This is a genomic window from Micromonospora sp. BRA006-A (genome assembly GCF_033433935.1).
In the GTDB taxonomy this organism is placed as follows: Bacteria; Actinomycetota; Actinomycetes; order Mycobacteriales; family Micromonosporaceae; genus Micromonospora; species Micromonospora aurantiaca.
This window is the reverse complement of the sequence record NZ_JANCLW010000001.1, coordinates 4,078,102-4,101,547: the sequence shown is the minus strand read 5'-3', so window position 1 is coordinate 4,101,547 and position 23,446 is coordinate 4,078,102. Positions and strand designations below refer to the sequence as shown.

The following is a 23,446-nucleotide window of genomic DNA, read 5'->3' as shown; positions in this document are numbered from 1 at the left end:
ACATGGCTGAGTTGACGGTGCCGGAGCTGATGCGGGTGATGCGGGAGTGCGCCGGTGAGGACGAGTCGGTCACCTTCGCCGACGATGTCGGTGGCGCGGACTTCGCGGACCTGGGATACGACTCCCTCGCCGTACTCGAGGTGACCAGCCGCCTGTCGCACGACTACGGGGTGACGCTGCCGGAGGAGGGGGTGGCCGAGCTGCGGACCCCGGACGAGATGGTGCGCTTCGTCAACGCGCGCCTGGCGTCCGGATGAGTCCCGGGACCGCCTTCCTGCTCCCCGGCCAGGGAGCACAGCACGAACGGATGGCTGCCGGTCTCTACCCGGCCGAGCCGGTCTTCGCCGCGGCGATGGACGAGGTGCTCGAACTCTTCGCCGAGCCGTGCCTGCGCCACGACTGGCTCACCGCCGTGCCGCGTACGCCGATCGACGACGTCGCCCGGGCCCAGCCGCTGCTGTTCGCGGTCGACTACGCCCTGGCTCGGCTGGTGCTGAGCTGGGGCGTGCGGCCCGGCGCGTTGCTCGGGCACAGCCTGGGCGAACTGGTGGGAGCCGTGCTCGCCGGCGTCTTCCGGCTACCGGATGCGGTGCGGCTGGTACGGGACCGGGTACGGCGGGCACGGGACGCCCCGGCCGGGGGCATGCTGGCGGTGGCCGCCGCGCCCGAGCGGGTACACCCGTTCCTCATCGGTGACGTGGTGGTCGGTGCGTACAACGCGCCGCGCCAGGTGGTGCTGGCCGGTCCGCAGCCGGCTCTCGGCGAGGTGGCGGCGGCACTGCGCGCCGCCGGTCTGAGGTGTCATCCGGTGCCGTCGCGGACGCCGTTCCACTCGCCGGCGTTGGCCGCCGCGAACGCCGGCGCCGAGGAGGTGGTCGCCGGGCTGCCGGTGGCGCCGCCCCGCGTGCCGCTCTACTCCGGATACACGGGCGAGCCGCTCGGCGCGGCGGCCACCGATCCCGCCTACTGGGCGGGCCACCCGGTGGAGCCGGTCCGGTTCTGGCCGGCGCTGGACCGGCTGCTGGGTGACGGCGCGCGGGTGGTGGTGGAGACCGGCCCGGGGCAGACGCTCGCGCAGATCGCCCGTCGCCATCCGGCGGTCCGGGCCGGTCGCGCCCGGGTGGTGTCGCTGCTGCCGGCCCGCCCCGCGGGCGCGGAGGCGGACCGGCGTGCCGTGGCGGCGGCCCGGACGGCGCTGGGTCAGCGTTCCGCGATCACGTAGCGGACCGGGACGTCCATCCGGACCGGGCCGTCGCCGTCGCGCAGCGCGTCCAGCGCGGGGATCAGCCGGTCGCGCAGGGCGGCGGCCTCGGCCGGCGGAAGATGCTGCCAGAGCAGCCTCATGCCCTGGGTGTGCGACCAGTCGACCCACGCGGCGCCGCTCTCCGCGACCAGGCGTACCGGCTCGTCGACCACCTCGGTGGTGCGGAAACCGGCGGCGTGCATCGTCGAGCGGAGATCCTCCGGGTCCTGCAGCCAGCTGTTGAACCGGCGGCGCAGCGCGTCCGGCTGCCACTGCTCCGGCAGCCGGCGCAACAATTCCCGGTCGATGAGCGGAGTGAACATCGGCGGCAGGAAAGGAAATGTGTCGGTGGTGAAGACCGGGCTCGTGAATGCCATTTTCCCGCCGCTGGGCAGCAGTCGTGAATAGCGCGCCATGGCCTGCGGCGCGTCCGGGATGAAAATGACGCTGTAGCTGCCCAGGACCAGGTCGAAGGAGGCATCCGGGAAATCCGGGTGCTCGCCGTCCATCTCGCGTACCTCGACGTGCCGCAGCCCGGCCCGGGCGGCCTCGGCGCGGGTGTGCCCGACCATCGCCGGCGCGATGTCGATGCCGACCACCCGGCCCTGGGCGCCGACCCGCTCGGCGGCCGGGAACAGGCTCGCGCCGCGGCCGCATCCGACGTCGAGAACGCGCTGGCCAGGCCGGGGATCGGCGCGTTCGACGAGCCGCGCGCCCATCGGTGTGAAGAACTCGACGCCGAGCCGGTCGTAGCTCGCCGCCGCCCGGTCGAACGCGGCGGCGACTGTCGTCTTGTACGCGGTGTCGTCCACTGATCCTCCTGGTTGTGCAGCCCTGTCCCCGCGCAGCCAACCGCGCCGGTCTGGAGGCTCACTAAAGGGTCGTTCGAGCGGCGCTGCAATTTGGCTATGGAATTGCCCGAGCCGCCCGGAAGCGCCTTGCCGCTGCGCTCCGGACGCTCGATAATTTGATTACTCAATTCATCGGCTGCCCGTTGGGAGTAACTGTGAGCGCACAGATCGAAGTCGTCAAGCGAATGGTGAACGCGTACAACACCGGAAAGACCGACGACGCGGCGGAATTCATCCACCCCGAGTACCTCAACCCGGGCGCCATGGAGCACTTCAACGACCTGCTCGGCCCCGAGGCGTTCGTGCTGGCCGTCAAGTGGCTGAAGATGACCTTCTCCGAGGAGGCGTACCTGGAGGAGATCGGCTACGAGGAGAACCGCAACTGGGTCCGCGCCCGCCTGGTGCTGTACGGGCGGCAGATCGGCGACCTGGTCAGCATGCCGGCGACCGGCCGCAGGTTCTCCGGCGAGCAGATCCACCTGATCCGGATCGTCGACGGCAAGATCCGGGACCACCGGGACTGGCCGGACTACATCGGCACCTACCGGCAGCTCGCCGAGCCGTGGCCGGCCGGCGACGGATGGCGCCCGTGACCGGCGGCCCGCGTCCTTCCCCCACCGAGATCCGGAGGAGCTGGGCTCATGCCCGACGTTGACACGGCCGTGCCCGCGGCCACCGCCCGGCCGTCCATGAACGAGCTGGACACGTTGCTGCGGCTGGGCGGCCTGCACACCCCGATGGCGGTCCGGGTGGCCGCCACGCTTCGGCTCGTCGACCACATCGCCGCCGGGGCACGCACCCCGGCGGCGCTCGCCCGGGCGGCCGGCGCCGACCCCAACGCGTTGCTGCGGATCATCCGGCACCTCGTCGCGGTGGGCGTGTTCACCGAGGCGCCGGACGGCACGATCGAACCGACCGCCGTCGGCCGCCTGCTGGCCGAGGACCACCCGGCCCAGCAGCGGGCCTGGTTCGACCTCACCAACGCCGTCTCCCGGGCCGACCTGGCGTTCTTCCGCCTGCTCGACGCGGTCCGCACCGGCCGGCCCAGCTACGAGACGGTGTACGGCCGGTCGTTCTACGACGACCTGACCGCCCAGCCGGAGCTGGCCGAGTCGTTCGACGAGCTGATGGCCTGTGACCAGGACGTCGTCTACGACGAGCCGGCCGCCGCGTACGACTGGAGCGGCGTGAAGCACGTGATGGACGTGGGCGGCGGAGTCGGCGGCTTCCTCGCCGCGATCGCCCGGACCGCGCCGCACGTCACCGGCACCCTCGTCGAACTGCCGCTGCCGGCGGCCCGGGCCCGGGCGAACTTCGAGGCGGCCGGTCTCGCCGGTCGGCTGGACGCGGTGGCCGGTGACTTCTTCCAGCCGCTACCCACCGGCGCGGACGTGATCGCGCTGTCCTTCGTGCTGCTCAACTGGTCCGACGAGGACGCCCGCCGGATCCTGCTGCGGTGCACCGAGGCGCTCGAGCCGGGCGGCCGGATCCTCGTGCTGGAGCGGGACGACCTGCCCGAGGACGCCTCCAACGAGCAGTTCACCCTGCTCGACCTGCGGATGCTGGTGTTTCTCGGCGGCCGTCTGCGTACCCGGGACGAGTGGTCCACCTTCGCCGCCTCGGCCGGGCTGGTGGTCGAGTCGGCGCGCAAGGTGGCGTCCCCGTCCGTCCCGTTCGACCTGTCCCTGCTCACTCTCGCCCCCGATGGAGCAACCTGATGACAGAACGAGTGGCAACCGCCGGTGACGTGCGGATCTGGAGCCAGGACTTCGGTGACCCCGCCGACCCGGCCCTTCTGCTGATCATGGGCGGCAACCTGTCCGCGTACGGCTGGCCGGACGAGTTCGTCGAGACGCTGGCGGCCGGCGGCCTGCACGTCATCCGGTACGACCACCGCGACACCGGGCGGTCGACGCGGCGCGACTACGGCGAGCACCCGTACACCTATGACGACCTGGCCGCGGACGCGGTCGTCGTGCTCGACGCCTGGGACGTCGAGGCGGCGCACGTCCTCGGCCTGTCCATGGGCGCTTCGCTGGCCCAGGTGATGGCGCTGAACCACCCGGACCGGGTGCGCAGCCTCACGCTGATGCTGGGCGGCGCCCTCGACGTCGACTTCGACGCCGGGATCGAGGCCGCGTTCCGGGGCGAGTCGACAGTCGACGGCCTGCCCGTGCCCACCCAGCGCTTCCTCGACATGCTCGCCCACGTGCAGCAGCCCGCCACCGATCGGGAGAGCATGCTGGCCAAACAGGTCGGCAAGTGGCGGCTGCTCAACGGCGACGGCGTGCCGTTCGACGAGGCCGAGTACCGCACCTGGGAGGAGCGTGCCATGGAGCACGCCGGGACGTGGGAGGAGCCGATCGCCCACTACCTGGTCGGCCTGCCGCCCCGCAGCCGCGGCGCCGAGCTGCGCGGTCTCGACGTGCCGACCCTGGTGATCCAGGCGCCGAACGACCCGGCCGCGCCTCCGCCGCACGGGCGGCACCTGGCCGACCTGATCCCGCGCGCCCGGCTCGTGGAGATCAAGGGCATGGGGCACGCGCTGCCGAGCGCCGTGCACCGGCCGCTGGCCGACGCCGTCCTGGCGCACCTGCGGCCCGAGGTGGCCCGGCCGGAGGCGCCCACCGCGCAGGTCAGCGCCGGCGACCTGGGCCGGCACCTGCTCACCATCCGGGGCTTCCAGTTCATCTACGGCACCCGGGGCGACCCGTACGCCCTGCTGCTGCGCGCCGAGGCGCAGGATCCGGTGTCCGTCGACGCCCGGTTGCGGGAGCAGGGCGCACTGCACCGCAGCGAGGCCGGCGCGCTGGTCACGGGGCAGCACGAGACGGCCCGGCGGATCCTCGCCGACGCGCGGTTGCAGCCGCGGCACCGCGGCGGCCCGGCCGCGCAGGAACACCTGTTCCAGGACGTCTGGGACAACCCGAAGCTGTGCCACGTCCTGCCGCTGGACGACGCGTTCCTCAACGCCGGCCGCGCCGACTACGACCGCTGGGGACGGCTGTTCGCGCCGGTGCTCGGCGCGCCGGGCGTGGAGGAGCACCGCAAGGCGGCGGCGGATCTGGTCGCCGGCCGCCGGGCCGGCCTGCCGGCCGAGTTCGACCTGGTCGACGACGTGGTCCGGCCGGCGGTCACGGACCTGGTGGCGGACCTGCTGGCCGTGCCGGCGCAACAGCGGGAGCGGTTCGCGGCGCTCGTGCGCGACGCCGGTGTCGCGCTCGACGCCGGTCTGTGCCCGCCGCGGTACCCGGACGCGCGCGCCGTGCTCGCCGCGGTCCGCGAGCTGCGTGACCTGCTCGCCGGGCCGGACACGTTCGGCCCGCTGCGGCCGGACGCGCCGGACGCGGACGTGTTCGCCGTGGCGGTGCTCCTGGCGGTGGCCGGCGTCGAGGTGGCGACCACCCTCACCGCGAACACGGTGGAGGCGTTGCTCGACCACCCCGAGCAGTGGCAGCGGGTCTGCGCCGAGCCGGAGCTGGCCGCCGCGGCGGTCGCCGAGACGATGCGCTACTCGCCGCCGATACGGCTGGAGAACCGCATCGCGGAGGAGGAGGTCGAGTACGCCGGGACCGCCGTACCGGCGGACGGCCAGGTGGTGGTGGCCATCGGCGCGGCCAACCGGGATCCGGGCGTCTTCACCGAGCCGGACCGGTTCGACCTGTCCCGCGAGCCCGGCCCGGTCCTCGATCCGGCCGAGGGGGGCTACGCCGGTCTGGTGCTGCCGCTGGCCCGGGTGCAGGCGGAGGCCGCGGTGCGGTCGCTCGCCGAGTCCGGAACCGGGATCACCTACCGGGAACGGGTGGTGCGCAGGCTGCGCTCGCCAGTGGTCCGCGGTGTGCTCCGGTTCCCGGTGACCGGATCCTGAGGCGGCGGCGATGCGGATTCTCCTGACGTCCTTCGCGATGGACGCGCACTTCAACGGTGCCGTGCCACTGGCCTGGGCGCTGCGCGCGGCCGGGCACGAGGTACGGGTGGCCAGCCAGCCGGCGCTCACCGAGAGCATCGTGCGGGCCGGGCTGACCGCCGTGCCGGTCGGTGACGACCACAAGATGGAGCAGGTGGCCCGGCACGTCGGCGCCGGGATGTACGCCCACCACTCGGCTCCGGACTTCCTGGAGCACCGGCCGGAACACCTCGACGCCGAGTTCATGATCGCCTCGAACTCGCTGCTGACCGCCACGTACTACGCCCAGATCAACAACGACTCGATGGTCGACGAGCTGGTCGCGTACGCCCGGCACTGGCAGCCGGACCTGGTGATCTGGGAGCTGTTCACCTTCGCTGGCGCGGTCGCCGCCAGGGCCAGCGGCGCGGCCAGCGCCCGCATCCTGTCCTTCCCGGACACGTTCTACGGCGTCCGCGCGGCGATGCTCGGCCGCCTGGCCGAGCTGCCGGAGGAGCAGCGGGACGACTCGCTGGCCGAGTGGCTGTCGCTGGTGCTCGACCGGCACGGCTGCCGGTTCGACGAGGAGATCGTCACCGGGCACTGGACGATCGACCAGATGCCGCCGGGCGTACGCCTGGAGCTGGGCCTGCCCACCGTGCCGATGCGTTACGTCGCGTACAACGGTCCCACGCCGGCCGTGGTTCCGGACTGGCTGCGCGCCGATCCGGAGCGGCCGCGTGTCTGCTTCACCCTCGGCGAGACGATCCGGCAGACGTCGTTCCCGAACGCCGTCCGGGTGGCTGACCTGTTCGCGGCCATCGAGGATCTGGACATCGAGGCGGTGGCGCTGCTCAGCGAGGAGGAACTCGCGGACGTGCCGGCGGTGCCGGCGAACACCCGGGTGGTCGACCGGGTGCCGCTGCACGCGTTGATGCCCAGCTGCGCGGCGATCGTGCACCACGGCGGCGCCGGCACCTGGGCGACCGCCGCGGCGTACGGGGTGCCGCAGGTCGCGATGGGCTGGATGTGGGACGCGATCTACCGGGCCCAGCGGCTGGAGGCGTGCGGCGCCGGCCGGTTCCTGCCGTCGTTCGAGTTGAGCCCGGCCCGGCTGCGCGCGGATCTCGTGCGGATCCTGGACGAGCCGTCGTTCGCCGAGAGCGCTGGTGCGCTGAGCCGGACCATGGCGGAGACGCCGAGCCCGGTCGAGGTCGTGCCGGAGCTGGAGCGCCTCACCACCAGGCACCGGACGCGATAGGCGCCCGGCACGTGTGAGCCCCGACCCGGCCGGGTCGGGGCTCACGTGTCGCGGGGGTCAGCGGGACAGCAGCCGGTCCAGCACGCCGCCGAGCGTGGCCGGGTCGTACGGCGCCGAGGTGCGCCAGGCCAGGATGCCGTCCGGGCGGACCAGCGCCGCGCCGGCGGCACCGATGCCGTAGCGGTCGCGCAGCTCGCCCTCGGGGTCGAGCAGATCAGCGCCGACCACGTGCACGGTCACCGGCTCGCCGGTGCCCCGCCACGCCTCGTCCCCGGCGATCAGCACCCACCCGTCACCGAACAGTTCGAGGATCGAGGCCCGCGCGCCGGACCGGGTGATCCACACGTGGGGCGCCCGGAAGCCGGCCCGCCCGCTCGGCCGCAGTGGATCCTCGACCCGCGCGCCGTCGTCGTCCGGCTCGGGGAGCACCGCGCCGGACAGGCAGCGGAATCCGAGGATCACCTCGTTGTAGCCGACCCCGGCCGGGGCGGTGCCGGCCAGGTGGGGCGCCATGCGCTGGACGTAGACGGCGTACGACTCGTCGACGACCAGGTGCGCCACGGCCCGGCGCTCCGCCTCGTACGAGTCGAGCAGTCCGTCGCCGGCCGTGCCGTCGAGCACCGCCGCGAGCTTCCACGCGATGTCGTACCCGTCGCCGACGGCGGTGTTGCCACCGAGGCCGCCGGTCGGGGGAGTCACCTTCGCGGCGTCCCCGGCCAGGAACACCCGGCCCTCGCGCCACCGCTCGGCCACCAGGGCGGCCATGCCCCAGCGCTGGACGTCGAGCAGCGCCGGCTCCAGCCCCGGCCGGTCCACGGCCGTCCGGATCAGCTCGACGCAGCGCTGCGGCGTGAAGTCGTCGGGCGACTCGCCGCGGTCGGGCGCGTACTCGACGAAGAACGTGTGCCGGTTCGGCTTGTCGGTCGGCCCGAAGTTGCCGGTGAACGCGGGGTTCTGGATGTAGTACCAGCCGGTCGAGCCGGGCGGCAGCACGTCTGACAGGTCCGCCTCGAAGATCATCCCGACGAAGTGGGACAGTGTGCCGTAACCGGTGCGCGGGATGCCCAGCCGCTCCCGTACCGCGCTCTCCGGCCCGTCCGCGGCGACCAGATAGCGGGCGCGGACCCGGTCGGTGGCGCCGTCGGCCCGGCGCAGCACCGCCTCCACCCCCTGCCCGTCCTGGTGGAAGCCGACCATCTCGGTGCCGTACTCCACGACGGCGCCGAACTTGCGGGCCGCCTCCAGCAGGATCGGCTCGACCGCGTCCTGCGAGGCGAAGCCCCAGCCCTCGGCGGTGCACGGTGCGGTCGCGGCGACCATGTCGGCGACGCTCTCGGCGAACGAGTGCAACACCGGGCCGCCCACGGTCTCGACGATGCGGATGGTGAAGTCGCCGGTGGCGCCCCGGATGTCGCCGGCCCGGGCGACCTCGTCGGCCACACCCCCCATCCGGAGCAGCTCCATGGTGCGCGGGTTCTGGCCCGCCGCCTTCGGGTGCAGGGACGTGCCCGGGTGCCGCTCCACCAGACGCACCCGGACACCGCGCCGGGCCAGGAACGTCGTCGCCGAGAGGCCGGCCAGGCCGGCGCCCACGACGAGTACGTCGGTCGTCTCGTCCGTCACGATGGTCCTCCCTCGTCCGCTCCGCCGGGGTCGCGGTCGCGGGTGGCGACGAACAGGCCTCGGCCGGAGTTGAGCCCTTCGATGTACGTGGTGTCCGGGTAGCCGGCCTCGGCGAACGCGGCGAGGTACCGCTCCCGGCTGAACAGCCGGATCAGGTGGTTCTCCACGAAGTGCCGGGCGCCCTCCGGGCCGGCGACGACGTAGTGCACGTCCATCCGCGAGGCGTCGCCCTCCAGGCACGAGTGCGACACCCGGGCGATGGTCCGGCCGTCGACCTCGATCAGCGAGCCGGACACGTATCCGTCCAGGTAGGTCTCGGGGAACCACCAGGGGTCGACGGCCAGCGTGCCGCCCGGCACGAGGTGCCGCCGGAACACCCGCAGCGTGGCGGTCAGCTCCTCGGCCGATCGCAGATAGCCGATCGAGCCGAACATGATGGTGATGGCGTCGAACCGGCGGCCCAGGTCGAAGTCCCGCATGTCACCGACGTGGATGGTCGCCCCCGGGACCGCCTTCTCGGCCCGTCGCGCGAACGGCTCGGAGATCTCCAGGCCCTCCACGTGACCGAAGAGCGTTGCGAACGCCCGCAGGTGGGATCCGGTACCGCAGGCGACGTCCAGCAGCGAGTCCGCGCCCGGCGTGCGCGCACGGATCCGCTCGGCGACGTCCGCGGCCTCGGCCAGGTAGTCCTTACCCCGGCCCTGGTGGATGAGTTCGAAGACCTCGGCGAGGTCGGCTCCGTACATCTGTCCTCCTAGCGGAACGCGTCCGCGTGGTCGACGGCCCAGTCGGCGAAGCTGCGGGCCGGATGGCCGGTGACCCGTTCGATCGCGTCGGTGACCGGGTCGGGATGCCGCTCGGCGATGGCGAAGTAGCCGAGGATCATGTCGACCGAGTCGGCGGGGAGGTACTGGAGCATCTCGGCCCGTTTCGCCTCCGGGGTCATCTCCTCGAAGCGGACCTCCCGGCCGATCGCGTCCGCGATCGCCCGGACCTGCGCCACCTGGGTCACCGCCTCGGGGCCGGTGAGCGTGTAGCCCTTGCCGTCGTGGGCGTCGCTGAGCAGCGCCGCCGTCGCCACCTCGGCGATGTCGGCCTCGTGCACCAACGCCTGCGCCGCCTGCGGGTACGCGGCCCGCACCACGCTCTCGGCGCGGATCGAGTGCGACCAGAACAGCGTGTTGCCGGCGAACGCGACCGGTCGCAGGAAGGTCCAGGCCAGGCCGGAGCGCTCCACCGCGCTCTCCACCTTCTCGTGGTCGTCGATGCTGTCCCCCGCCACCTCGTAGCGGGTGTTCACCGCGTCGGAGGAGAGCACCACGACGCGCTCGACCCCGGCCTGTACGGCCAGGTCCACGCACTGCTCGGCGGTGTCCGGCACCGGGAACAGATACAGCCGGGTCACCCCGGCGAGCGCCGGCTCCAGCGTCTCGGGGCGCAGCAGGTCGCCGCGTACCACCTCCGCCTTCTCCGGCAGGCCGGCGGTCTCCGGGGTGCGGGTCAGCGCCCGCACCCGTTCGCCCCGGTCCAGCAGCTCGCCGACGACGTGTCGGCCGACGCTTCCGGTCGCTCCGGTCACCAGGATCGTCACTTCTCCTCCTCCGGCTGGGGGTACATCCACACCGACGGGTCGAGGTCGCGTGGGATCCAGGCCGGCGACCCCTGCTCTGCGTTGAGGCGCTTCTCGATGAAGGCGATGTTGTGGTAGACGTGCAGCGCACCGACCCAGCGATCCAGTTCGGCCGCCGGGACGTCGAGGCGTTCCTGGTGGTGCAGGGCGTCGACCAGGGTCCGCAGGAAACCGAGCGAGGTGTCCGGGTGCCCGGACTCCGGGTGACCGCCGTTCCAACCGGTCCAGTACGACGTCTGCAGATCCTCGATGACGTACAGGCCGCCGGGGCGGACCAGGGGGAACAGGGTGCGGAACGAGCTGATCACGTCGGCGCTGAGGTGGCTTCCGTCGTCGATCACCACGTCCAGCGGCCCGATCCGCGCGGCGAGCCCGGCCAGGAAGACGGGGTCGGCCTGCGAACCGACGTGGGTCCGCAGTCGCGGCTCGTCGATCCGGGACTTGTCGAAGATGTCCAGGCCGTGCACGAGTCCGCGGCGGAAGTAGTGCTTCCACATCCGCAGCGACTCGCCGCCCTGGTCCGGGGCGTCGTACCCGCCCACGCCGATCTCCAGCAGCCTGATCCGGTCCTCCCGGTACGGCGCGAAGTGGCGCTGGTAGTGCGGCGTGTACCAGTGGTCGCCCCACTTGTCCGAGCCGAACCGCAGGGCCAGGGTGTCCAGGTCGGCGGGTTCCGCCGAGGACGCCTTGACCAGCTGGTGCACCGCCAGGGCGGCGGCGCGGCGGCGCCGGAACACCGCCGCAGGGTCGACCTCCTCCGGCGGCGGGGCGGGCATCAGCTCGATCTCCCGGGTGGCGTGACCACCACCGGGGCGCCCGTACACGGCGTGCAGGAGTTCGGCGAGATCCTGCCGGATCCGCGCGGGCGCGTCCGCCGACCAGCCCGGCTCCACAGTGCTCCCGCCGGGCCCGACGGTGACCAGGTAGCCGAGCTGCTTGCCGGCTGTGCCGAGGTCGATCTGGACCGTCACCGGCTCGGGCGGCCCGTCGAACAGCGTGGCCCGGCCGGCGATCTCGGTGAGCAGCAGAGCGGCGTCGTCCTCGGTCAGCACGGCCCGGCTCTCCTGCTCGCTGCCGGCCGCGAGCGCCAACAGGTGTTCCACGGGCGTCCCTCTTTCGTCGACTGGTCCCGATCGTGTTCGTCGCGGCTCGAGAAGCCGTGGAGGACCGGTGGACCGTCGCGCGTGCTTCGAGCCGGACTCGACCGGTGCGCCGCAGGATCGCCGTGGCCATGGAGCACCGACCGAGGAGGACGCGATGACGATTCTGGTGACCGGCGCGACCGGCAGTGTGGGACGCCGGGCGGTGGCCGGACTGCTGGCGGAGGGGCACAAGGTACGGGCCTCCAGCCGTAACCCGCGGACCGCCGGGCTGCCGGACGGCGCCGAGGTGGTCGCCGGCGACCTGGGCCGGATGGAGACGCTGCCGGCGCTGTTCGCCGGTGTCGAGCGGATGTACCTCATCTCGATCAACGGCGACGGGGTGCTCGACCGGCCGGAGGAGGTGGTGGCGATCGCGCGTGAGGCAGGCGTGCGGCGGATCGTGGTGCTCTCCTCGTCCGGGCGGCCCTATCACACGGTCGAGGGCGCGGTGCGTGACTCCGGACTGGAGTTCACCTTCGTCCGGCCGGGCGAGTTCGCCACCACCAAGATCGACGTGTGGGGCCCGTCGATCCGGGCGGAGAGTGTGGTGCGCAGCGCGTACCTGGACGTACCGGCGGTGCCGATCCACGAGGCGGACATCGCCGACGTGGTGGTCCGGGCGCTGGTCGAGGACCGGCACGTCGGCAGGACCTATGAGCTGACGGCACCGGAGCAGGTCACGCAGCGCGCGCAGATCGAGGCGATCGGCGCGGCGCTGGGGCGGCCGATCCGCATCGAGGAGCTGAGCCCGGAGCAGGCGCGGGAGAACATGCTGCGCGAGGGGTGGCCGGAGATCATCGCCGATCACATCCTGGGCTATTTCGTGGAATGGGAGAAAGAGCCGCCGGCGGTCAGCGGTGACTACGCCGAGGTCGTCGGAAGGCCAGGTCGCACGTTTGCGCAGTGGGCGCGTGACCATGTGGACGACTTCCGCTGATTCGTGGACGACATGGCGTCGCGTCAATGGGGACGCAATTGATGCCCGGTCGGATCGAGCTGTCTACGGCGATGTCAAGGCGAATGTAGCCTCGCCCTTGACCTGCGGTTTCATCAAGGGCTTGACAGCATATTCGGCGACTTGTCAAGCCTGGAATAGCAATATTTTCCATGTGCGTTCTCCTCTGTCCCTGGTGTACGGTGAGCTCGACCGAATCGGCCATTGGCCTTGGCGGTCAATCCTGCCCGGATTCGTGGCAACCATCATCGTGCCCAGGGGAGAGGGAATTGGAAGCACAGTCGGATTCTGCGATCGAGATCGAGGGCCTGGTCAAGGTCTTCGGGACGGTTCGCGCATTGGACGGGGTCCATCTGAACGTGCCGAAAGGCATGATCTATGGCTTCCTCGGCCCCAACGGCGCGGGCAAGACGACCACGATCCGCACGCTCGCCACGCTGCTCAAGCCGGACGGCGGCACGGCCCGGGTGTTCGGACACGACGTGGCGACCGAGGGTGAGGCGGTGCGCCGCCTGGTGAGCCTCACCGGTCAGTTCGCCTCGGTCGACGAGGGCCTCACCGGGGAGGAGAACCTGGTCCTGGTGGCCCGGTTGCTCGGGCACTCCTGGTCCGAGTCCCGTCGCCGGGCCGGCGAACTGCTGGAGGCGTTCGGCATCGCCTATGCGGCGGACCGCCTGGTGAAGGGCTACTCCGGTGGCATGCGGCGGCGGCTGGACATCGCCGCGAGCATCGTGGTGGCGCCCAAGCTGCTGTTCCTCGACGAGCCGACCGCCGGGCTGGACCCGCAGGGTCGCCTCCAGGTCTGGGACGCGGTACGCGCGCTGGTGTCGGTCGGCACCACGGTGCTGCTCACCACGCAGTACCTGGAGGAGGCCGACGAACTGGCCCAGCGCATCGCCGTGATCGACCGCGGGAAGATCATCGCGGAGGGCACGCCGGGCGAGCTGAAGGCGTCGGTCGGCAGTGGTGCGGTGCACGTTCGCCTGGTCAGCCCGGAGGACCGGCCCCGTGCCGGAGAGATGCTGGGCGCGGTGCTCGGCACCACAGTGGAGTACGCGGCCGACCCGGCGGCGTTCACCGCCCGGGTCGACGACCCGGACGCCGCCGCCGAGGCCCTGATCCGCCTCAACCGTTCGGGCCTGCGGGTCAGCGAGTTCTCGCTCGGCCAGCCCAGCCTGGACGAGGTGTTCCTGGCGTTGACCGGGCACAAGGTCGACGCGGACCACACGCCCGCCGCCGAGACGCCGCAGAAGGAGAACGTCGCATGAGCGTCACCACCGAGACCCCCGCCGGCGTTCCCGCCGAGCAGCCGTCCGCGGTCCTGGAGGACGTGCTGCGGCGGTCGTTGACCGCGTACCCGCGGCCACCGCGACCGGGGCCGCTGGCCGCGTCGCTGACCCACCTCTGGCGGGCGCTGGCCACCTTCCGGCACCACCCGGCCCAGCTCGTCGACATGATCCTGTTCCCGTTCATCTTCCTGCTGGTCTTCACCCACCTCTTCGGCGGGGCGATCGGCGGGTCGACGAGCGACTACCTCCAGCTGTTCCTGCCCGGCATCCTGGTGCAGACCGTGGTCATGATGTCCGTCTACACCGGAACGGCCCTGAACACGGACATCACCAAGGGCATCTTCGACCGGTTCCGCACGCTGCCGTTCTGGCAGCCGGCCACCATCGTCGGCAGCCTGCTCGCCGACATGTTCCGCTACGTGGTCGCGCTCACCCTGACCATCACGCTCGGCGTGCTGCTCGGATTCCGGGGCAGCCTGACCGGGACGATCTTCGCGGTGCTCGTGCTGATCCTGTTCGCGTTCGGGGTGAGCTGGATCTTCACCACCCTCGGCGTGGTGGCCAAGGCGCCCGAGACGGTCGCCTCGACCAGCATGATCGTGGTCTTCCCGCTGGTCTTCACCAGCAACATCTTCGTGCCGACCGAGACCATGCCGCGGTGGATGCAGATCATCGCCGACGCCAACCCGATGAGCTTCGCGGCCACCGCCGCCCGCGGGCTCATGCACGGCGACGCCACGGTCGAACAGATCGCCTGGGTGGTGGGCATCTCGGTGGGCCTGGTCCTGGTCTTCGGTCCGCTGACGATGGCCGCGTACCACCGGCGGAAGGGCCGCTGAGGCCCTCGGGAGCAGCCGCTCTCGCCGTCGGCCCCCAACCCGGCGAGAGCGGCGCCCGGCCGGTCAGGCCGGCCGGACCGACATCCGGTGCCGGAACACGTCCCGCGGATCCCAGCGCGCCTTCACCCGCTGCAGGCGGGGGTAGTTGTCCCGGTAGTAGAACTCGTGCCACGGCGTGCCGGACGTGTTGAGCGCCTCGTCGGCCAGATCGGTGTCGAGGTAGTTCGCGAACGCCCCGCTGTACGCCTCGCCGGGCACCGGCGCCCCGCCGCTGTCGGCGTGCACCTCGCGGTAGAGGTCGCGTACCCAGGCCAGCTGCGTCGCGTCCTCGGCCTCGTCGAGCCACGCCGTCTCGAAGAACGAACTCAGCCGCGCGTCCCGGTGCGGCATCGCGGTCGCGTCGGCCGGCACCCGCCCGATCCGCCCGCCGAACTTGCTCAGGTACGCCCCGGCGCCGTAGAACTCCGGGCCCCCGCGCTGCAGGAAGCGGTGGATCGTGGCGATCTGACCCTCGGTCCACGGCCGCCGCAGCATCGCCGACTTCGACTTCATCCGGTAGCGGCTCAGGCCCGGATAGGACGACGTGGTGGCGCGCAGCCACGGCCAGGTGAACGCCTGCACCGCCGGTTCCGCGCCGACCCCGGCGCCGATCGCCGCCACGTAGTCGTCCACGAACGCCACGGCGCGCGGGTCGTCACCGGAGGTCTGCACGTCCAGCCGGATCTCGCCGGTCGCGCGGTGCAGGAGGCTGAGACCGGCGTGCAGGTCGGCGTCGGGCCGCGCCGCGTGCCAGTCGGTGTAGTTGGTCAGCAGCCGGGCGAATCCCACCTCGTCGACGTCGTCCCACCGCCACGCCACCATCGCCTGGCGCAGCGAGGCCGGCGGTTTCGGCAGCAGCGTGGCCGGCGCGCCCCGCGTCCCCGGCGAGCGGAACCAGTAGCGGGTGACCACGCCGAAGGTGCCGCCGCCGCCACCGGTGTGCGCCCACCAGAGGTCGTGGTTCGGGTCGCCGGGATCACGTGACGCGATCACGGTGCGGGGGCGGCCGGACGCACCGACCACCACCACCTCGACCGCCTCCAGGTGGTCGACGATCGCGCCGTACCGGTGGGAGAGCGCGCCGTAGCCGCCACCGGCGACGTGCCCGCCGATCCCCACGTCGGGGCACGTGCCACCGGGCAGGGTCACGCCCCAGCCCAGGAACAGCGTCCGGTACACCTGCCCGAGCGTCGCGCCGGACTCCACCACGAACGCCTTCCGCCCGGGGTCGTAGCCGATCGCGTTCATCTGCGACACGTCGATCAGCACCCGCACGTCCGGATGGTCCGGCACGTCGGCGAAGCCGTGCCCGCCGCTGCGGACGCCGATCCGCAGCCCGTCGCGAACCGCCTCACCGACCGCGTCGGCCACCTGCTCGGGTGTGCCGACCAGCCGCACCCGAGCCGGCCGGCCCGTGTACCGGCCGTTGTAGGCCCGGGTGGTCAGCTCCTCGTACCGCGGGTCACCGGGCGGCACCGTGACCGGGCCGAACGGGACGGCGTCCGCCGGGGCGTCCCACCGGGCGAGGCCGGCGCCGCTGGCCGCCGCGGTCAGGCCGAACAGCCCTCGCCGGGTCATCCGCTCACGCACCGACGACCTCGACGTGTACGTGCCGTCCGCCGCCCGTGCCGGGCCGGTCGACGACCGCGACCGGGGCCTGTGGCCCGGCAGCCGCCTCCGCCGCTTGTCGGATCCGCACAGCCGGCCCCCCTGTCCCTGTGCCCGCCGCGACCGGCGCGGCTGGTCGAGCCGACGCTAGGCGGGCCGGCTCGAGAACGGCTACAGCCGCGGCGGGGACACGGGCGGGCGCGCCGGCCCGGGGCGTACCCGACCGGTCACCTGCGGAACGCGGCCACCGCCTCCTGGATCGCCGGCCCGGTCGCCGAGGACGCCTGCGCCCACGACTCGAACTCCAGGGAGGCCGGGAAGCCGGCCGTCTCCGCGGTGCGTACCGACGTCTTGATGTCGCGGGCCAGCGCCGGGTCCAGCGCCGCCCACCGTTCGGCCCGCTCGTGCGCGGCCGCCAGCGGGTCGTCGGCGAGCGTCGCGGCGAGCCCGACGCGTACCGCCTCGGGGCCGTCCACGCTCCCGCCGTCGAGCAGCAGCCGCAGGGCGCGTTCCGGGCCGAGCGCCCGGGTGAGGAACCAGGTGCAGCCCCCGCCGGGGTGCAGGCCGAGCTTCGTGAACGAGGCGATCAGCTTCGCCTTCGGCCCGACGATCCGGGTGTCGCACGCCAGCGCCAGGTTCAGCCCGGCGCCCACCGCCGGTCCCTGCACGGCGGCGATCGTCGGGATCGGCAGCGCCCGTACCCGCAGGAAGCTGTCGTAGACGCGGTGCAGGTCGGCGCGGATCTCCGCGACGCCGCGGCCTGGTTCGCCGAACATGGCGGGCAGGTCGGCGCCGGCGCAGAACGCCGTACCCGCGCCGGTGACCACGAGCGTACGGGCGTGCCGGTCGGCGGCCACCTCGGCGATCGCGTCGCCGAGCGCGTCGCGCATCTCCGCGTCGATGGCGTTGCGCCGGTCCGGGTCGTTCAGCGTGAGCGTCCAGCACCCCTCGGTGTTGTGCAGTTCCACTTTGCTCATGACTCATCCTCCTGCTCGGTCAGCCAGGACCAGACGCCGGCGCTGCCGCGCGGCACCAGCGCCGCGCCGAGCGTGGCGGCCCAGAACTGCTGGGTGCCGTTCTCGTCCCGCCAGGACCAGAGCCTGCGGGTGGACAGGTGCAGCGGGTGCTCGCGGGTCACGCCCATCGCCCCGTGCAGTTGGTGCGCGCCGCGCGCCACCAGCGTCGCGGCCCGCCCGGTGAGCACCCGCGCGGCGGCGACCCGCAGCGGGTCCGGGCCGGCCAGCGCGGCGTCCAGCGCGGTGCCGGCCAGCAGCGTGTGCGCCGTCATCCGGGCCAGCGTCTGCCCGACCGCCTGGAACGCCAGCAGCGGCCGGCCGAACTGCTCCCGCGTCGTCACGTGCTGCCGGGTGTGCTCCACGGCGGCATCGAGCGCGCCGGTGAGCGCGGCGGCGGTCAGCACCGCCGCCTCGGCGCGTACCGCCGCGGCGGGCGCGGCGCCGGTCAGCCGCATGTCGCCGGTGACCGGGACGTCGAGCGTCACGTCGTCGCGCGGCTCGGCGGCCAGGTTGCGGCCGGGCACGACCCGGACGCCGGGGTGGTCGGCGGGCACCACGAACGCGTCGTCGCCCGCGTACACCAGCAGTGTCCGCGCGGCGGCGGCCCACGGCACGCGGGCGGCCGTGCCGCGCAGCCGCCCGCCGGCCACCGCGAGCCCGCCGCCGGCGACCACGGTGGCGACTCCGCCGGGCAGGGCGCGACCGGCGGCGGCGAGCTGCCGGGCGGCCAGCACGGTCTCGGCCAGCGGCAGGGAGACGCCGTGGCGGCCCAGCCCGCGTACGAGCGCGGCCAGGTCGGTGAGCGTGCCGCCCGAGCCGCCCGAGCCCTCCGGCACCGACACGCCGGTCCAGCCGAGCCCGTGCACCGTGGACCAGAGCGCGGGCAGGCCGTCCGGGTCGCCGCCGTGCCCGCCGAGCACGTCGTCGGCCAGTTCCCGCAGCTCGTCGCCGCCGTGCCGGGGCGCGCGGGCGGCACCCTTGGCGATGATGGTGCGCAGCACCTCGGTGGTGCCGCCGCGGATCGAGAAGCCCGGCGCGGCCAGCAGCCCCTGGGCGAGCAACCCGGCCGGTCCGTCGCCGTCGGGGTCGGGCTCGGCGTCGAGCACGGTACGGGCGATCTCGTCGACGTCGGCCTCGAACTCGGTGCCCAGGTCCTTCAGCACCGCCGCCGCGTGCACCGGGGCCTGCCCGGCGTCCAGCTCACCGGCGATCCGCCAGGCCAGGCCGCGCAGCCCGGCCAGCCGGGCCAGCGCCTCGCCCAGCGCGGCGTCCGCGTCCCGCCGTCCGGCGCACGCGTCGACGGTGGCGGCCAGAAGCGGGTACGTGCTGAGCACCCGCTCCATCCCGCCGCGTTCGAAGGACAACTGCTCGGTGACCTGCGTCCAGCCGTTGCCGGCGGTGCCCAGCACGTGGTCGCCGGGCACGTGCACGTCGTCGAAGAGGACCTCGTTGAAGTGGTGCTCGCCGCGCAGGTCGACGATCGGCCGGACGGTCACGCCGGGAGCGGACATGTCCACGATCAGCTCGGTCAGGCCCTCGTGCCGGTCGTCGCCGGTGCCGGTGCGGCACAGCACGTAGGCGTGCGTGGACCGGTGGGCGTGGCTGGTCCAGATCTTGCCGCCGGTGAGCCGCCATCCGTCGCCGTCCGGGCGGGCCGTGGTGCGCACCGAGGCGAGGTCGCTGCCGGACTCGGTCTCGCTCATGCCGAGGCAGAACGTCACCGTCCCGGCGGCGATCGCCGGCAGGTACCGTTCGCGCAGCGCGGGGGAGCCGTACCGCAGGACGGCCGGGCCGATCTGCCGGTCCGCGATCCAGTGCGCGGCCACCGGCGCCCCGGCGCGCAGCAGTTCCTCGGTGACCACCAGCCGGGCCCGGTTCGAGCGGGCCTGCCCGCCGTACTCGCGCGGCCAGGTCAGGCCGATCCAGCCCCGGCCGGCCAGCGCGCGGCTGAACTCCGTGTCGTACGAGCGCAGCCACGCGTCGCACACCGGCCGGAACCGGTCGCCGTCGCGCCACTCGCCGACCAGCTTCCGTACCTGCCGGCGCAGCTCACCGAGATCGTCGTCAGTCATCCTCTGTCCGTTCCCTTCGCCACTGAGTAGCCGCGTACGGCGGCCCGCCGCAGCACGCCGACGGCCGCGGCGCGTTCGGCTGCGGTGACCGGCGGCCGGGGTGCCGCGCCGTCGACGGGTACGCCGAGCGCGGTCAGGTGGGCGCGCAGCACCTCGCCGTCCGTGGCGACCTCCTCCAGCCGCGGAGCCGCGCCGAGCCGGACCACGCCCCACCGGGTGTGCAGCCGCACCATCGCGTCCGGGGCGGGCGCGGCGGTCACGTGCTCGACCGCGCGCACGATCCGGCGCGGATCCCGGGCTCCGTGCAGCAGCACCAGTTCCCGTGCCGCCGCCGCGACGTCGGCGGCACCCCCCGCCACCTGGCAGCCGCACCGTGGGCCGCTCCCGGGGGCCCAGGTACGACGAGTTGATCCGGCCGCGCAGGTCCACGTTGCCGGCGTCGAGCACCACCCGGTCGAACCGGTGGCCCATCGCCAGCAGCACGTCGGCGGTGCCGCCCAGCCAGCCGAACCCGCCCGCGTACGCCGGGTAGTCGGTGGTGCTGGTCGGCACGTCGTCGCCGGGCCGGTGCGCGCTGGCGCCGGCCTCGAAGACCTGGCTGAACGGTTCGCCGGGCAGCGCGTACGCGCACTGGCCGGCGAGCACCGGCCAGTGGAAGCCGGTGAACACCCAGCCGCCGCCCGGCCCGACCCGGACCCCGACCATGGACGCCTACCTGGAGTCGGTCGCGCTCCGGCTCGGCATCGACGTCTCCGCCGCCGCCGACCACGTGGTGCACGAGCTGCGCCGGCTGCCGCTGGGCCGGATGAACGAGCCGGAGGACGTCGCCGAGGTGGTGCTGTTCCTCGCCGGGGACCGGGCCCGGCAGGTGACCGGCTCGGAGTACGCCGTCAACGGCGGTTCCACCGCGTCGATGTAGGTTCACCATCGGTGAACAGAGGGGGGACGCATGGGCCGGGCCACGCAGTCGGCGTACGAGTCGATCAAGACGCGCATCCTCGGTGGGGCGTACGAGCCGGGGAAGAAGCTCTCCGAGGAGGATCTCGCCGCCGCGGTGGGGGTGAGCCGCACCCCGGTACGGGAGGCGCTGCGCCGGCTGCACGCCGAGGGCCTGGTGGACTGGGAGGCCAACCGGGGCGCCACCGTCCCGGCCTGGCGGGAGCAGGACCTGGAGGAGATCTTCGAGCTGCGTGCCCTGCTGGAGGGGTACGGCGCCGAGCTGGCCGCGGCCCGGATCACCCCGGAGGAGATCGCCCGGCTGCGCGAGCTGTGCGCCGAGATGGAGGGCTACGCGGCCGGTCAGCGGCGGGACCGGGCGGACCGGATCGCGGTCTGCAACGCGCAGTTCCACGAGATCATCCTGGGCGCGGGGCGGAACCGCCGGTTGAGCGCGCTGCTCGGGGCGGTGGTGCAGACGCCGCTGGTGAACCGCACGTTCCGCCGGTACGACGAGGCGGCGATGGCGCGCAGCATGTCGCACCACCGGGAGCTGATCGACGCGTTCGAGGCGCGCGACCGTGCCTGGGCCGGATCGGTGATGCGGGCGCACATCCTGGCCGCCCGCGCCACCCTCGGCACGCCCTGACCCACGCCGGGCCGGGACACGTCGCACCCGTCGACGGTCCCCGGCCCGGCGTCACGTGTCACCCGGCGGACGCCTCGGCGCGGCGTACCACCTCGGCGGCGGCCCGTACCACCGCCCGGTCCAGCAGCCGCCCGCCGGCGTCGGTGGCCACCCCGGAGCCGCCGCGTTCGGCCCGCTCCAGCGCGTCCAGCACGGCGCGGGCCGAGGCCACCTCGGCCTCGGTGGGGGTGAACACCTCGTTGATCGTCGCGATCTGCCCGGGGTGAATGGCGCTGCGGGCCCGGAAGCCCTGCCGCAGCAGCGCCCGGGTGGTCCGCTCCAGCCGCTCCGGGTCGCGCAGGGTCGTCTCCACCGGTCCCACCGGCGGGGTGATGCCGGCCGCGGCCGACGCGACCACGACCTGGGAGCGGATCGGGGCGAACTCCGCCCGGTCCGGCCCCGGCTGAAGTCCCAGCTCACCGGCGAGGTCCGCCTCGCCGAGGCCGAGCCGCAGAACCCGCGGCGCGGCGGCCACCCGCGGCGCGGTGAGCACGCCCCGGGCGGTCTCGATCAGCGCCACCATTCGGAACGCCGGGGCGTCCGGGCCGAGCCGCCGCTGCGCCCGGGTCAGCGCGGCGTCGACCTCGGCGAGCAGCTCCGGCTCGGCCTTCGGCACCCAGACCCCGGCCGCCGCCGGGGAGAGCACCTCGACGTCCGCCTCGACCTGGTCGCTGTTGATCCGCACCCACAGCTCGGGGCCGGACGGCGCGGCGGCGCCCAGGTGCCCGGCGACCGTCTCCCGGGCGTGCGCCTTGCGGGCCGGCGTGACCGCGTCCTCCAGGTCGAGCACGAGCGCGTCCGCGCCCCGCCCGGCCGCCTTGTCCAGCAGGTCCGCCCGGTCGCCCGGCACGTAGAGGTAACTGCGCGCCACCGCCATCGGTCGTTCCCCCTACCGCTGCGGGCGGGCGAGGTAGCGGCCGGCCGGCTCGCCGGTGACCTTGCCGTCGACGAGCACGTGCTGCCCGCGGACGAAGGTGTCGGTGACCCGGGCGGTCAGCTCGAAGCCCTCGAACGGCGTGTACTCCTGCGTCGACTCGGAGTCCTCCGCGCGCACCGTCCAGGTCGAGTCCGGGTCGACCAGGCAGATGTCGGCGTCGTACCCCTGCACCAGCGCGCCCTTGTTGCGCAGGCCGAAGCGCTGCGCCGGGTTCCACGAGGTCAGCTCCGCCACCCGCTGGTACGACAGGCCGCGCCGGCTGCCCTCGGTGACCAGGCCGGGCAGCAGGTACTCGGCGCCGCCGAAGCCGGACTTGGCGACGAAGATGTCGTCGCGCGGCTCACCGAACTTGACCTCGTCCTTGCAGCAGGCGTGGTCGCTGACCACCCAGTCGATCTTGCCGTCCAGGACGTACCCCCAGAGCGCCTCGACGTCGGCGCGCGGGCGCAGCGGCGGGTTGACCTTGCCGCCCAGGCCGTGCGCGGTGTCGATGTCGGCGACCAGGTGACCGATGGTCACCTCACGGCGGAAGTCGATGTGCGGGAACGCCCGCGCCATCCGCAGCGCCGCGTCGACGGCCTTCTCCGAGGTCAGGTGCAGCAGGTTGATCTTCGGCAGCCCGGCCTCGTGCGCCAGGTACGACGCGATCGACACGGCCAGTCCCTCGGAGTGCGGCGGCCGCGACGCGTGGTACGCCTCCAGCCCGCGCAGCGTGCCGTCCTGCTCGACCTGCTTGGTGTACGCGCTCATGATCTCGGCGGTCTCGCAGTGCAGCGACAGCGAGATCTCGTCGGCCAGCTCGGGGAAACGCTCCCGGGCCGCCTGGACGCCCCGCATCACGAACTCGAAGTGGGCGTAGTCGTACCGCTCGCCCTCCGGGATCATGAGGAACGAGTTCTGGTCGGCGGACCGGCCGTGCAGGCCGTGGCTGCCGTAGAACATGAAGATCTTGAACGAGGTGACGCCGTGCTCCTCGACCAGCGACGGCACCTCGCCGATGTGCTCCCGCGACATCGGCGCCAGGTGGAAGCCGTAGTCGATGTAGGAGCGGCCCTCGGTCGCGGACAGCACCTCGGGGAAGAAGTCGGCGTACCGGCCGCCCCGGTTGAGGTAGTACTGACCGGTGCGCATGTAGTTCAGCGCCGTGGTGACGCCGCCCTGCACCGAGGCGCGGCTCTCCGAGACGGCGTCCTCGCTCAGCGGGTTGTAGATGCCCCAGTGCTGGTGCGCGTCCACCACGCCGGGGAAGGCGAGCCGGCCGCCGCCGTCGACGACCTGGGCGGCCTCCGCCGGGTCGATCTGCGGAGCGACGCGGCTGATCCGCCCGTCGGTGACGCCGATGTCCATCAGCTCGGGTTCGGGCCGGTCGTGCCGGACCACGCGGACGTTCGTCAGCAGCAGGTCGTAGGTGCTCATGGTGTTGCTCCTCGT

The 23,446-nt window shown here is 73.3% G+C and carries 22 protein-coding genes; 11 read left to right on the top strand and 11 right to left on the bottom strand.

Features of this window, described 5'->3' with window-relative positions:
- Nucleotides 1-2 precede the first annotated feature (2 nt).
- Together NMK34_RS18685 and NMK34_RS18680 are read left to right on the top strand one after the other, a co-directional pair.
- The gene (locus NMK34_RS18685; protein ID WP_135240691.1) at nt 3-257 is read left to right on the top strand and encodes an acyl carrier protein; all 255 of its coding nucleotides are present in this window, start codon (nt 3-5) and stop codon (nt 255-257) included.
- The gene (locus NMK34_RS18680) at nt 254-1,222 is read left to right on the top strand and encodes an acyltransferase domain-containing protein (RefSeq protein WP_318334518.1); all 969 of its coding nucleotides are present in this window, start codon (nt 254-256) and stop codon (nt 1,220-1,222) included. Before NMK34_RS18685 ends, NMK34_RS18680 begins: the two co-directional genes overlap by 4 nt.
- On the opposite strand, the gene NMK34_RS18675 is transcribed toward NMK34_RS18680, so the two are convergent.
- On the bottom strand, nt 1,201-2,055 hold the full coding sequence (locus NMK34_RS18675) for a class I SAM-dependent methyltransferase (protein WP_318334517.1): 855 nt from the start codon (nt 2,053-2,055) through the stop codon (nt 1,201-1,203). The genes NMK34_RS18680 and NMK34_RS18675 overlap by 22 nt on opposite strands.
- 194 nt (nt 2,056-2,249) lie before the next feature.
- Between NMK34_RS18675 and NMK34_RS18670 the strand changes: the two genes are divergently transcribed.
- The 4 genes from NMK34_RS18670 to NMK34_RS18655 are packed head-to-tail and all read left to right on the top strand — an operon-like array spanning nt 2,250 to nt 7,241.
- Complete coding sequence (locus NMK34_RS18670; protein WP_135240688.1) at nt 2,250-2,687, top strand: SnoaL/DnrD family polyketide biosynthesis methyl ester cyclase; 438 nt, start codon at nt 2,250-2,252, stop codon at nt 2,685-2,687.
- A gap of 48 nt (nt 2,688-2,735) precedes the next feature.
- Nucleotides 2,736-3,812 (top strand): methyltransferase, encoded by a 1,077-nt coding sequence (locus NMK34_RS18665; protein WP_318334516.1) that lies wholly within the window; start codon nt 2,736-2,738, stop codon nt 3,810-3,812.
- Nucleotides 3,812-5,962: a P450-derived glycosyltransferase activator gene (locus tag NMK34_RS18660; RefSeq protein ID WP_318334515.1), complete on the top strand. Its 2,151-nt coding sequence runs from the start codon at nt 3,812-3,814 to the stop codon at nt 5,960-5,962. Before NMK34_RS18665 ends, NMK34_RS18660 begins: the two co-directional genes overlap by 1 nt.
- A 10-nt stretch (nt 5,963-5,972) precedes the next feature.
- A complete protein-coding gene (locus tag NMK34_RS18655) occupies nt 5,973-7,241 on the top strand; it encodes an activator-dependent family glycosyltransferase (RefSeq protein ID WP_318334514.1) in 1,269 nt (422 codons plus the stop codon).
- 57 nt (nt 7,242-7,298) lie between these two features.
- Here the strand turns inward: NMK34_RS18655 and rdmE are convergent, their stop codons facing one another.
- From rdmE to NMK34_RS18635, 4 genes are read right to left on the bottom strand one after another with little or no spacing between them, the layout of a single operon-like run.
- On the bottom strand, nt 7,299-8,864 hold the full coding sequence (gene rdmE / locus NMK34_RS18650) for an aklavinone 12-hydroxylase RdmE (protein ID WP_318334513.1): 1,566 nt from the start codon (nt 8,862-8,864) through the stop codon (nt 7,299-7,301).
- The gene (locus tag NMK34_RS18645; RefSeq protein WP_135240683.1) at nt 8,861-9,610 is read right to left on the bottom strand and encodes a class I SAM-dependent methyltransferase; all 750 of its coding nucleotides are present in this window, start codon (nt 9,608-9,610) and stop codon (nt 8,861-8,863) included. Before NMK34_RS18645 ends, rdmE begins: the two co-directional genes overlap by 4 nt.
- Before the next feature lie 8 nt (nt 9,611-9,618).
- Nucleotides 9,619-10,455, bottom strand: coding sequence for an NAD(P)H-binding protein (locus NMK34_RS18640; RefSeq protein WP_318334512.1), 837 nt, complete (start codon nt 10,453-10,455; stop codon nt 9,619-9,621).
- A complete protein-coding gene (locus tag NMK34_RS18635; RefSeq protein ID WP_318334511.1) occupies nt 10,452-11,597 on the bottom strand; it encodes a class I SAM-dependent methyltransferase in 1,146 nt (381 codons plus the stop codon). Before NMK34_RS18635 ends, NMK34_RS18640 begins: the two co-directional genes overlap by 4 nt.
- Nucleotides 11,598-11,751: 154 nt before the next feature.
- Here NMK34_RS18635 and NMK34_RS18630 point away from each other — a divergent pair, with 154 nt between their 5' ends.
- The 3 genes from NMK34_RS18630 (at nt 11,752) to NMK34_RS18620 (ending at nt 14,719) form a co-directional block, all read left to right on the top strand.
- On the top strand, nt 11,752-12,573 hold the full coding sequence (locus NMK34_RS18630) for an NAD(P)H-binding protein (RefSeq protein ID WP_318334510.1): 822 nt from the start codon (nt 11,752-11,754) through the stop codon (nt 12,571-12,573).
- Nucleotides 12,574-12,860: 287 nt separating this feature from the next.
- A complete protein-coding gene (locus NMK34_RS18625; RefSeq protein ID WP_318334509.1) occupies nt 12,861-13,859 on the top strand; it encodes an ATP-binding cassette domain-containing protein in 999 nt (332 codons plus the stop codon).
- On the top strand, nt 13,856-14,719 hold the full coding sequence (locus NMK34_RS18620; protein ID WP_318334508.1) for an ABC transporter permease: 864 nt from the start codon (nt 13,856-13,858) through the stop codon (nt 14,717-14,719). The genes NMK34_RS18625 and NMK34_RS18620 overlap by 4 nt, the downstream gene beginning before the upstream one ends.
- 63 nt (nt 14,720-14,782) lie before the next feature.
- Here NMK34_RS18620 and NMK34_RS18615 read toward each other — a convergent pair whose 3' ends face one another.
- From NMK34_RS18615 to NMK34_RS18600, 4 genes are all read right to left on the bottom strand, one after another.
- Nucleotides 14,783-16,348: an FAD-binding oxidoreductase gene (locus NMK34_RS18615; RefSeq protein WP_318334507.1), complete on the bottom strand. Its 1,566-nt coding sequence runs from the start codon at nt 16,346-16,348 to the stop codon at nt 14,783-14,785.
- 245 nt (nt 16,349-16,593) lie between these two features.
- Complete coding sequence (locus NMK34_RS18610) at nt 16,594-17,343, bottom strand: enoyl-CoA hydratase (protein ID WP_318334506.1); 750 nt, start codon at nt 17,341-17,343, stop codon at nt 16,594-16,596.
- On the bottom strand, nt 17,340-19,454 hold the full coding sequence (locus NMK34_RS18605) for an acyl-CoA dehydrogenase family protein (RefSeq protein WP_318334505.1): 2,115 nt from the start codon (nt 19,452-19,454) through the stop codon (nt 17,340-17,342). Before NMK34_RS18605 ends, NMK34_RS18610 begins: the two co-directional genes overlap by 4 nt.
- Nucleotides 19,451-19,813 carry a hypothetical protein gene (locus NMK34_RS18600; protein ID WP_318334504.1) on the bottom strand — a complete coding sequence of 121 codons (363 nt, stop codon included), beginning with the start codon at nt 19,811-19,813 and terminating at the stop codon, nt 19,451-19,453. The genes NMK34_RS18605 and NMK34_RS18600 overlap by 4 nt, the downstream gene beginning before the upstream one ends.
- A 179-nt stretch (nt 19,814-19,992) precedes the next feature.
- Here NMK34_RS18600 and NMK34_RS18595 point away from each other — a divergent pair, with 179 nt between their 5' ends.
- Nucleotides 19,993-20,373 carry an SDR family oxidoreductase gene (locus tag NMK34_RS18595; protein ID WP_318334503.1) on the top strand — a complete coding sequence of 127 codons (381 nt, stop codon included), beginning with the start codon at nt 19,993-19,995 and terminating at the stop codon, nt 20,371-20,373.
- A gap of 30 nt (nt 20,374-20,403) precedes the next feature.
- Nucleotides 20,404-21,039 carry a GntR family transcriptional regulator gene (locus NMK34_RS18590; protein WP_318334502.1) on the top strand — a complete coding sequence of 212 codons (636 nt, stop codon included), beginning with the start codon at nt 20,404-20,406 and terminating at the stop codon, nt 21,037-21,039.
- A gap of 58 nt (nt 21,040-21,097) precedes the next feature.
- Here NMK34_RS18590 and NMK34_RS18585 read toward each other — a convergent pair whose 3' ends face one another.
- On the bottom strand, nt 21,098-21,955 hold the full coding sequence (locus NMK34_RS18585) for a CoA ester lyase (protein WP_318334501.1): 858 nt from the start codon (nt 21,953-21,955) through the stop codon (nt 21,098-21,100).
- A 12-nt stretch (nt 21,956-21,967) separates the two neighbouring features.
- A complete protein-coding gene (locus NMK34_RS18580; RefSeq protein ID WP_318334500.1) occupies nt 21,968-23,431 on the bottom strand; it encodes a dihydroorotase family protein in 1,464 nt (487 codons plus the stop codon).
- Between the last annotated feature and the right edge of the window lie 15 nt (nt 23,432-23,446).

Bases quoted from the DNA above. Each gene is read 5' to 3' on its own strand.
- NMK34_RS18655 (WP_318334514.1), top strand. From the start codon at position 5,973: ATGCGGATTCTCCTGACGTCCTTCGCGATGGACGCGCACTTCAACGGT.
- NMK34_RS18685 (WP_135240691.1), top strand. From the start codon at position 3: ATGGCTGAGTTGACGGTGCCGGAGCTGATGCGGGTGATGCGGGAGTGC.
- NMK34_RS18680 (WP_318334518.1), top strand. From the start codon at position 254: ATGAGTCCCGGGACCGCCTTCCTGCTCCCCGGCCAGGGAGCACAGCAC.
- NMK34_RS18620 (WP_318334508.1), top strand. From the start codon at position 13,856: ATGAGCGTCACCACCGAGACCCCCGCCGGCGTTCCCGCCGAGCAGCCG.
- NMK34_RS18580 (WP_318334500.1), bottom strand. From the start codon at position 23,431: ATGAGCACCTACGACCTGCTGCTGACGAACGTCCGCGTGGTCCGGCAC.
- NMK34_RS18610 (WP_318334506.1), bottom strand. From the start codon at position 17,343: ATGAGCAAAGTGGAACTGCACAACACCGAGGGGTGCTGGACGCTCACG.
- NMK34_RS18660 (WP_318334515.1), top strand. From the start codon at position 3,812: ATGACAGAACGAGTGGCAACCGCCGGTGACGTGCGGATCTGGAGCCAG.
- NMK34_RS18585 (WP_318334501.1), bottom strand. From the start codon at position 21,955: ATGGCGGTGGCGCGCAGTTACCTCTACGTGCCGGGCGACCGGGCGGAC.
- NMK34_RS18665 (WP_318334516.1), top strand. From the start codon at position 2,736: ATGCCCGACGTTGACACGGCCGTGCCCGCGGCCACCGCCCGGCCGTCC.
- NMK34_RS18605 (WP_318334505.1), bottom strand. From the start codon at position 19,454: ATGACTGACGACGATCTCGGTGAGCTGCGCCGGCAGGTACGGAAGCTG.
- NMK34_RS18630 (WP_318334510.1), top strand. From the start codon at position 11,752: ATGACGATTCTGGTGACCGGCGCGACCGGCAGTGTGGGACGCCGGGCG.
- NMK34_RS18645 (WP_135240683.1), bottom strand. From the start codon at position 9,610: ATGTACGGAGCCGACCTCGCCGAGGTCTTCGAACTCATCCACCAGGGC.
- NMK34_RS18590 (WP_318334502.1), top strand. From the start codon at position 20,404: ATGGGCCGGGCCACGCAGTCGGCGTACGAGTCGATCAAGACGCGCATC.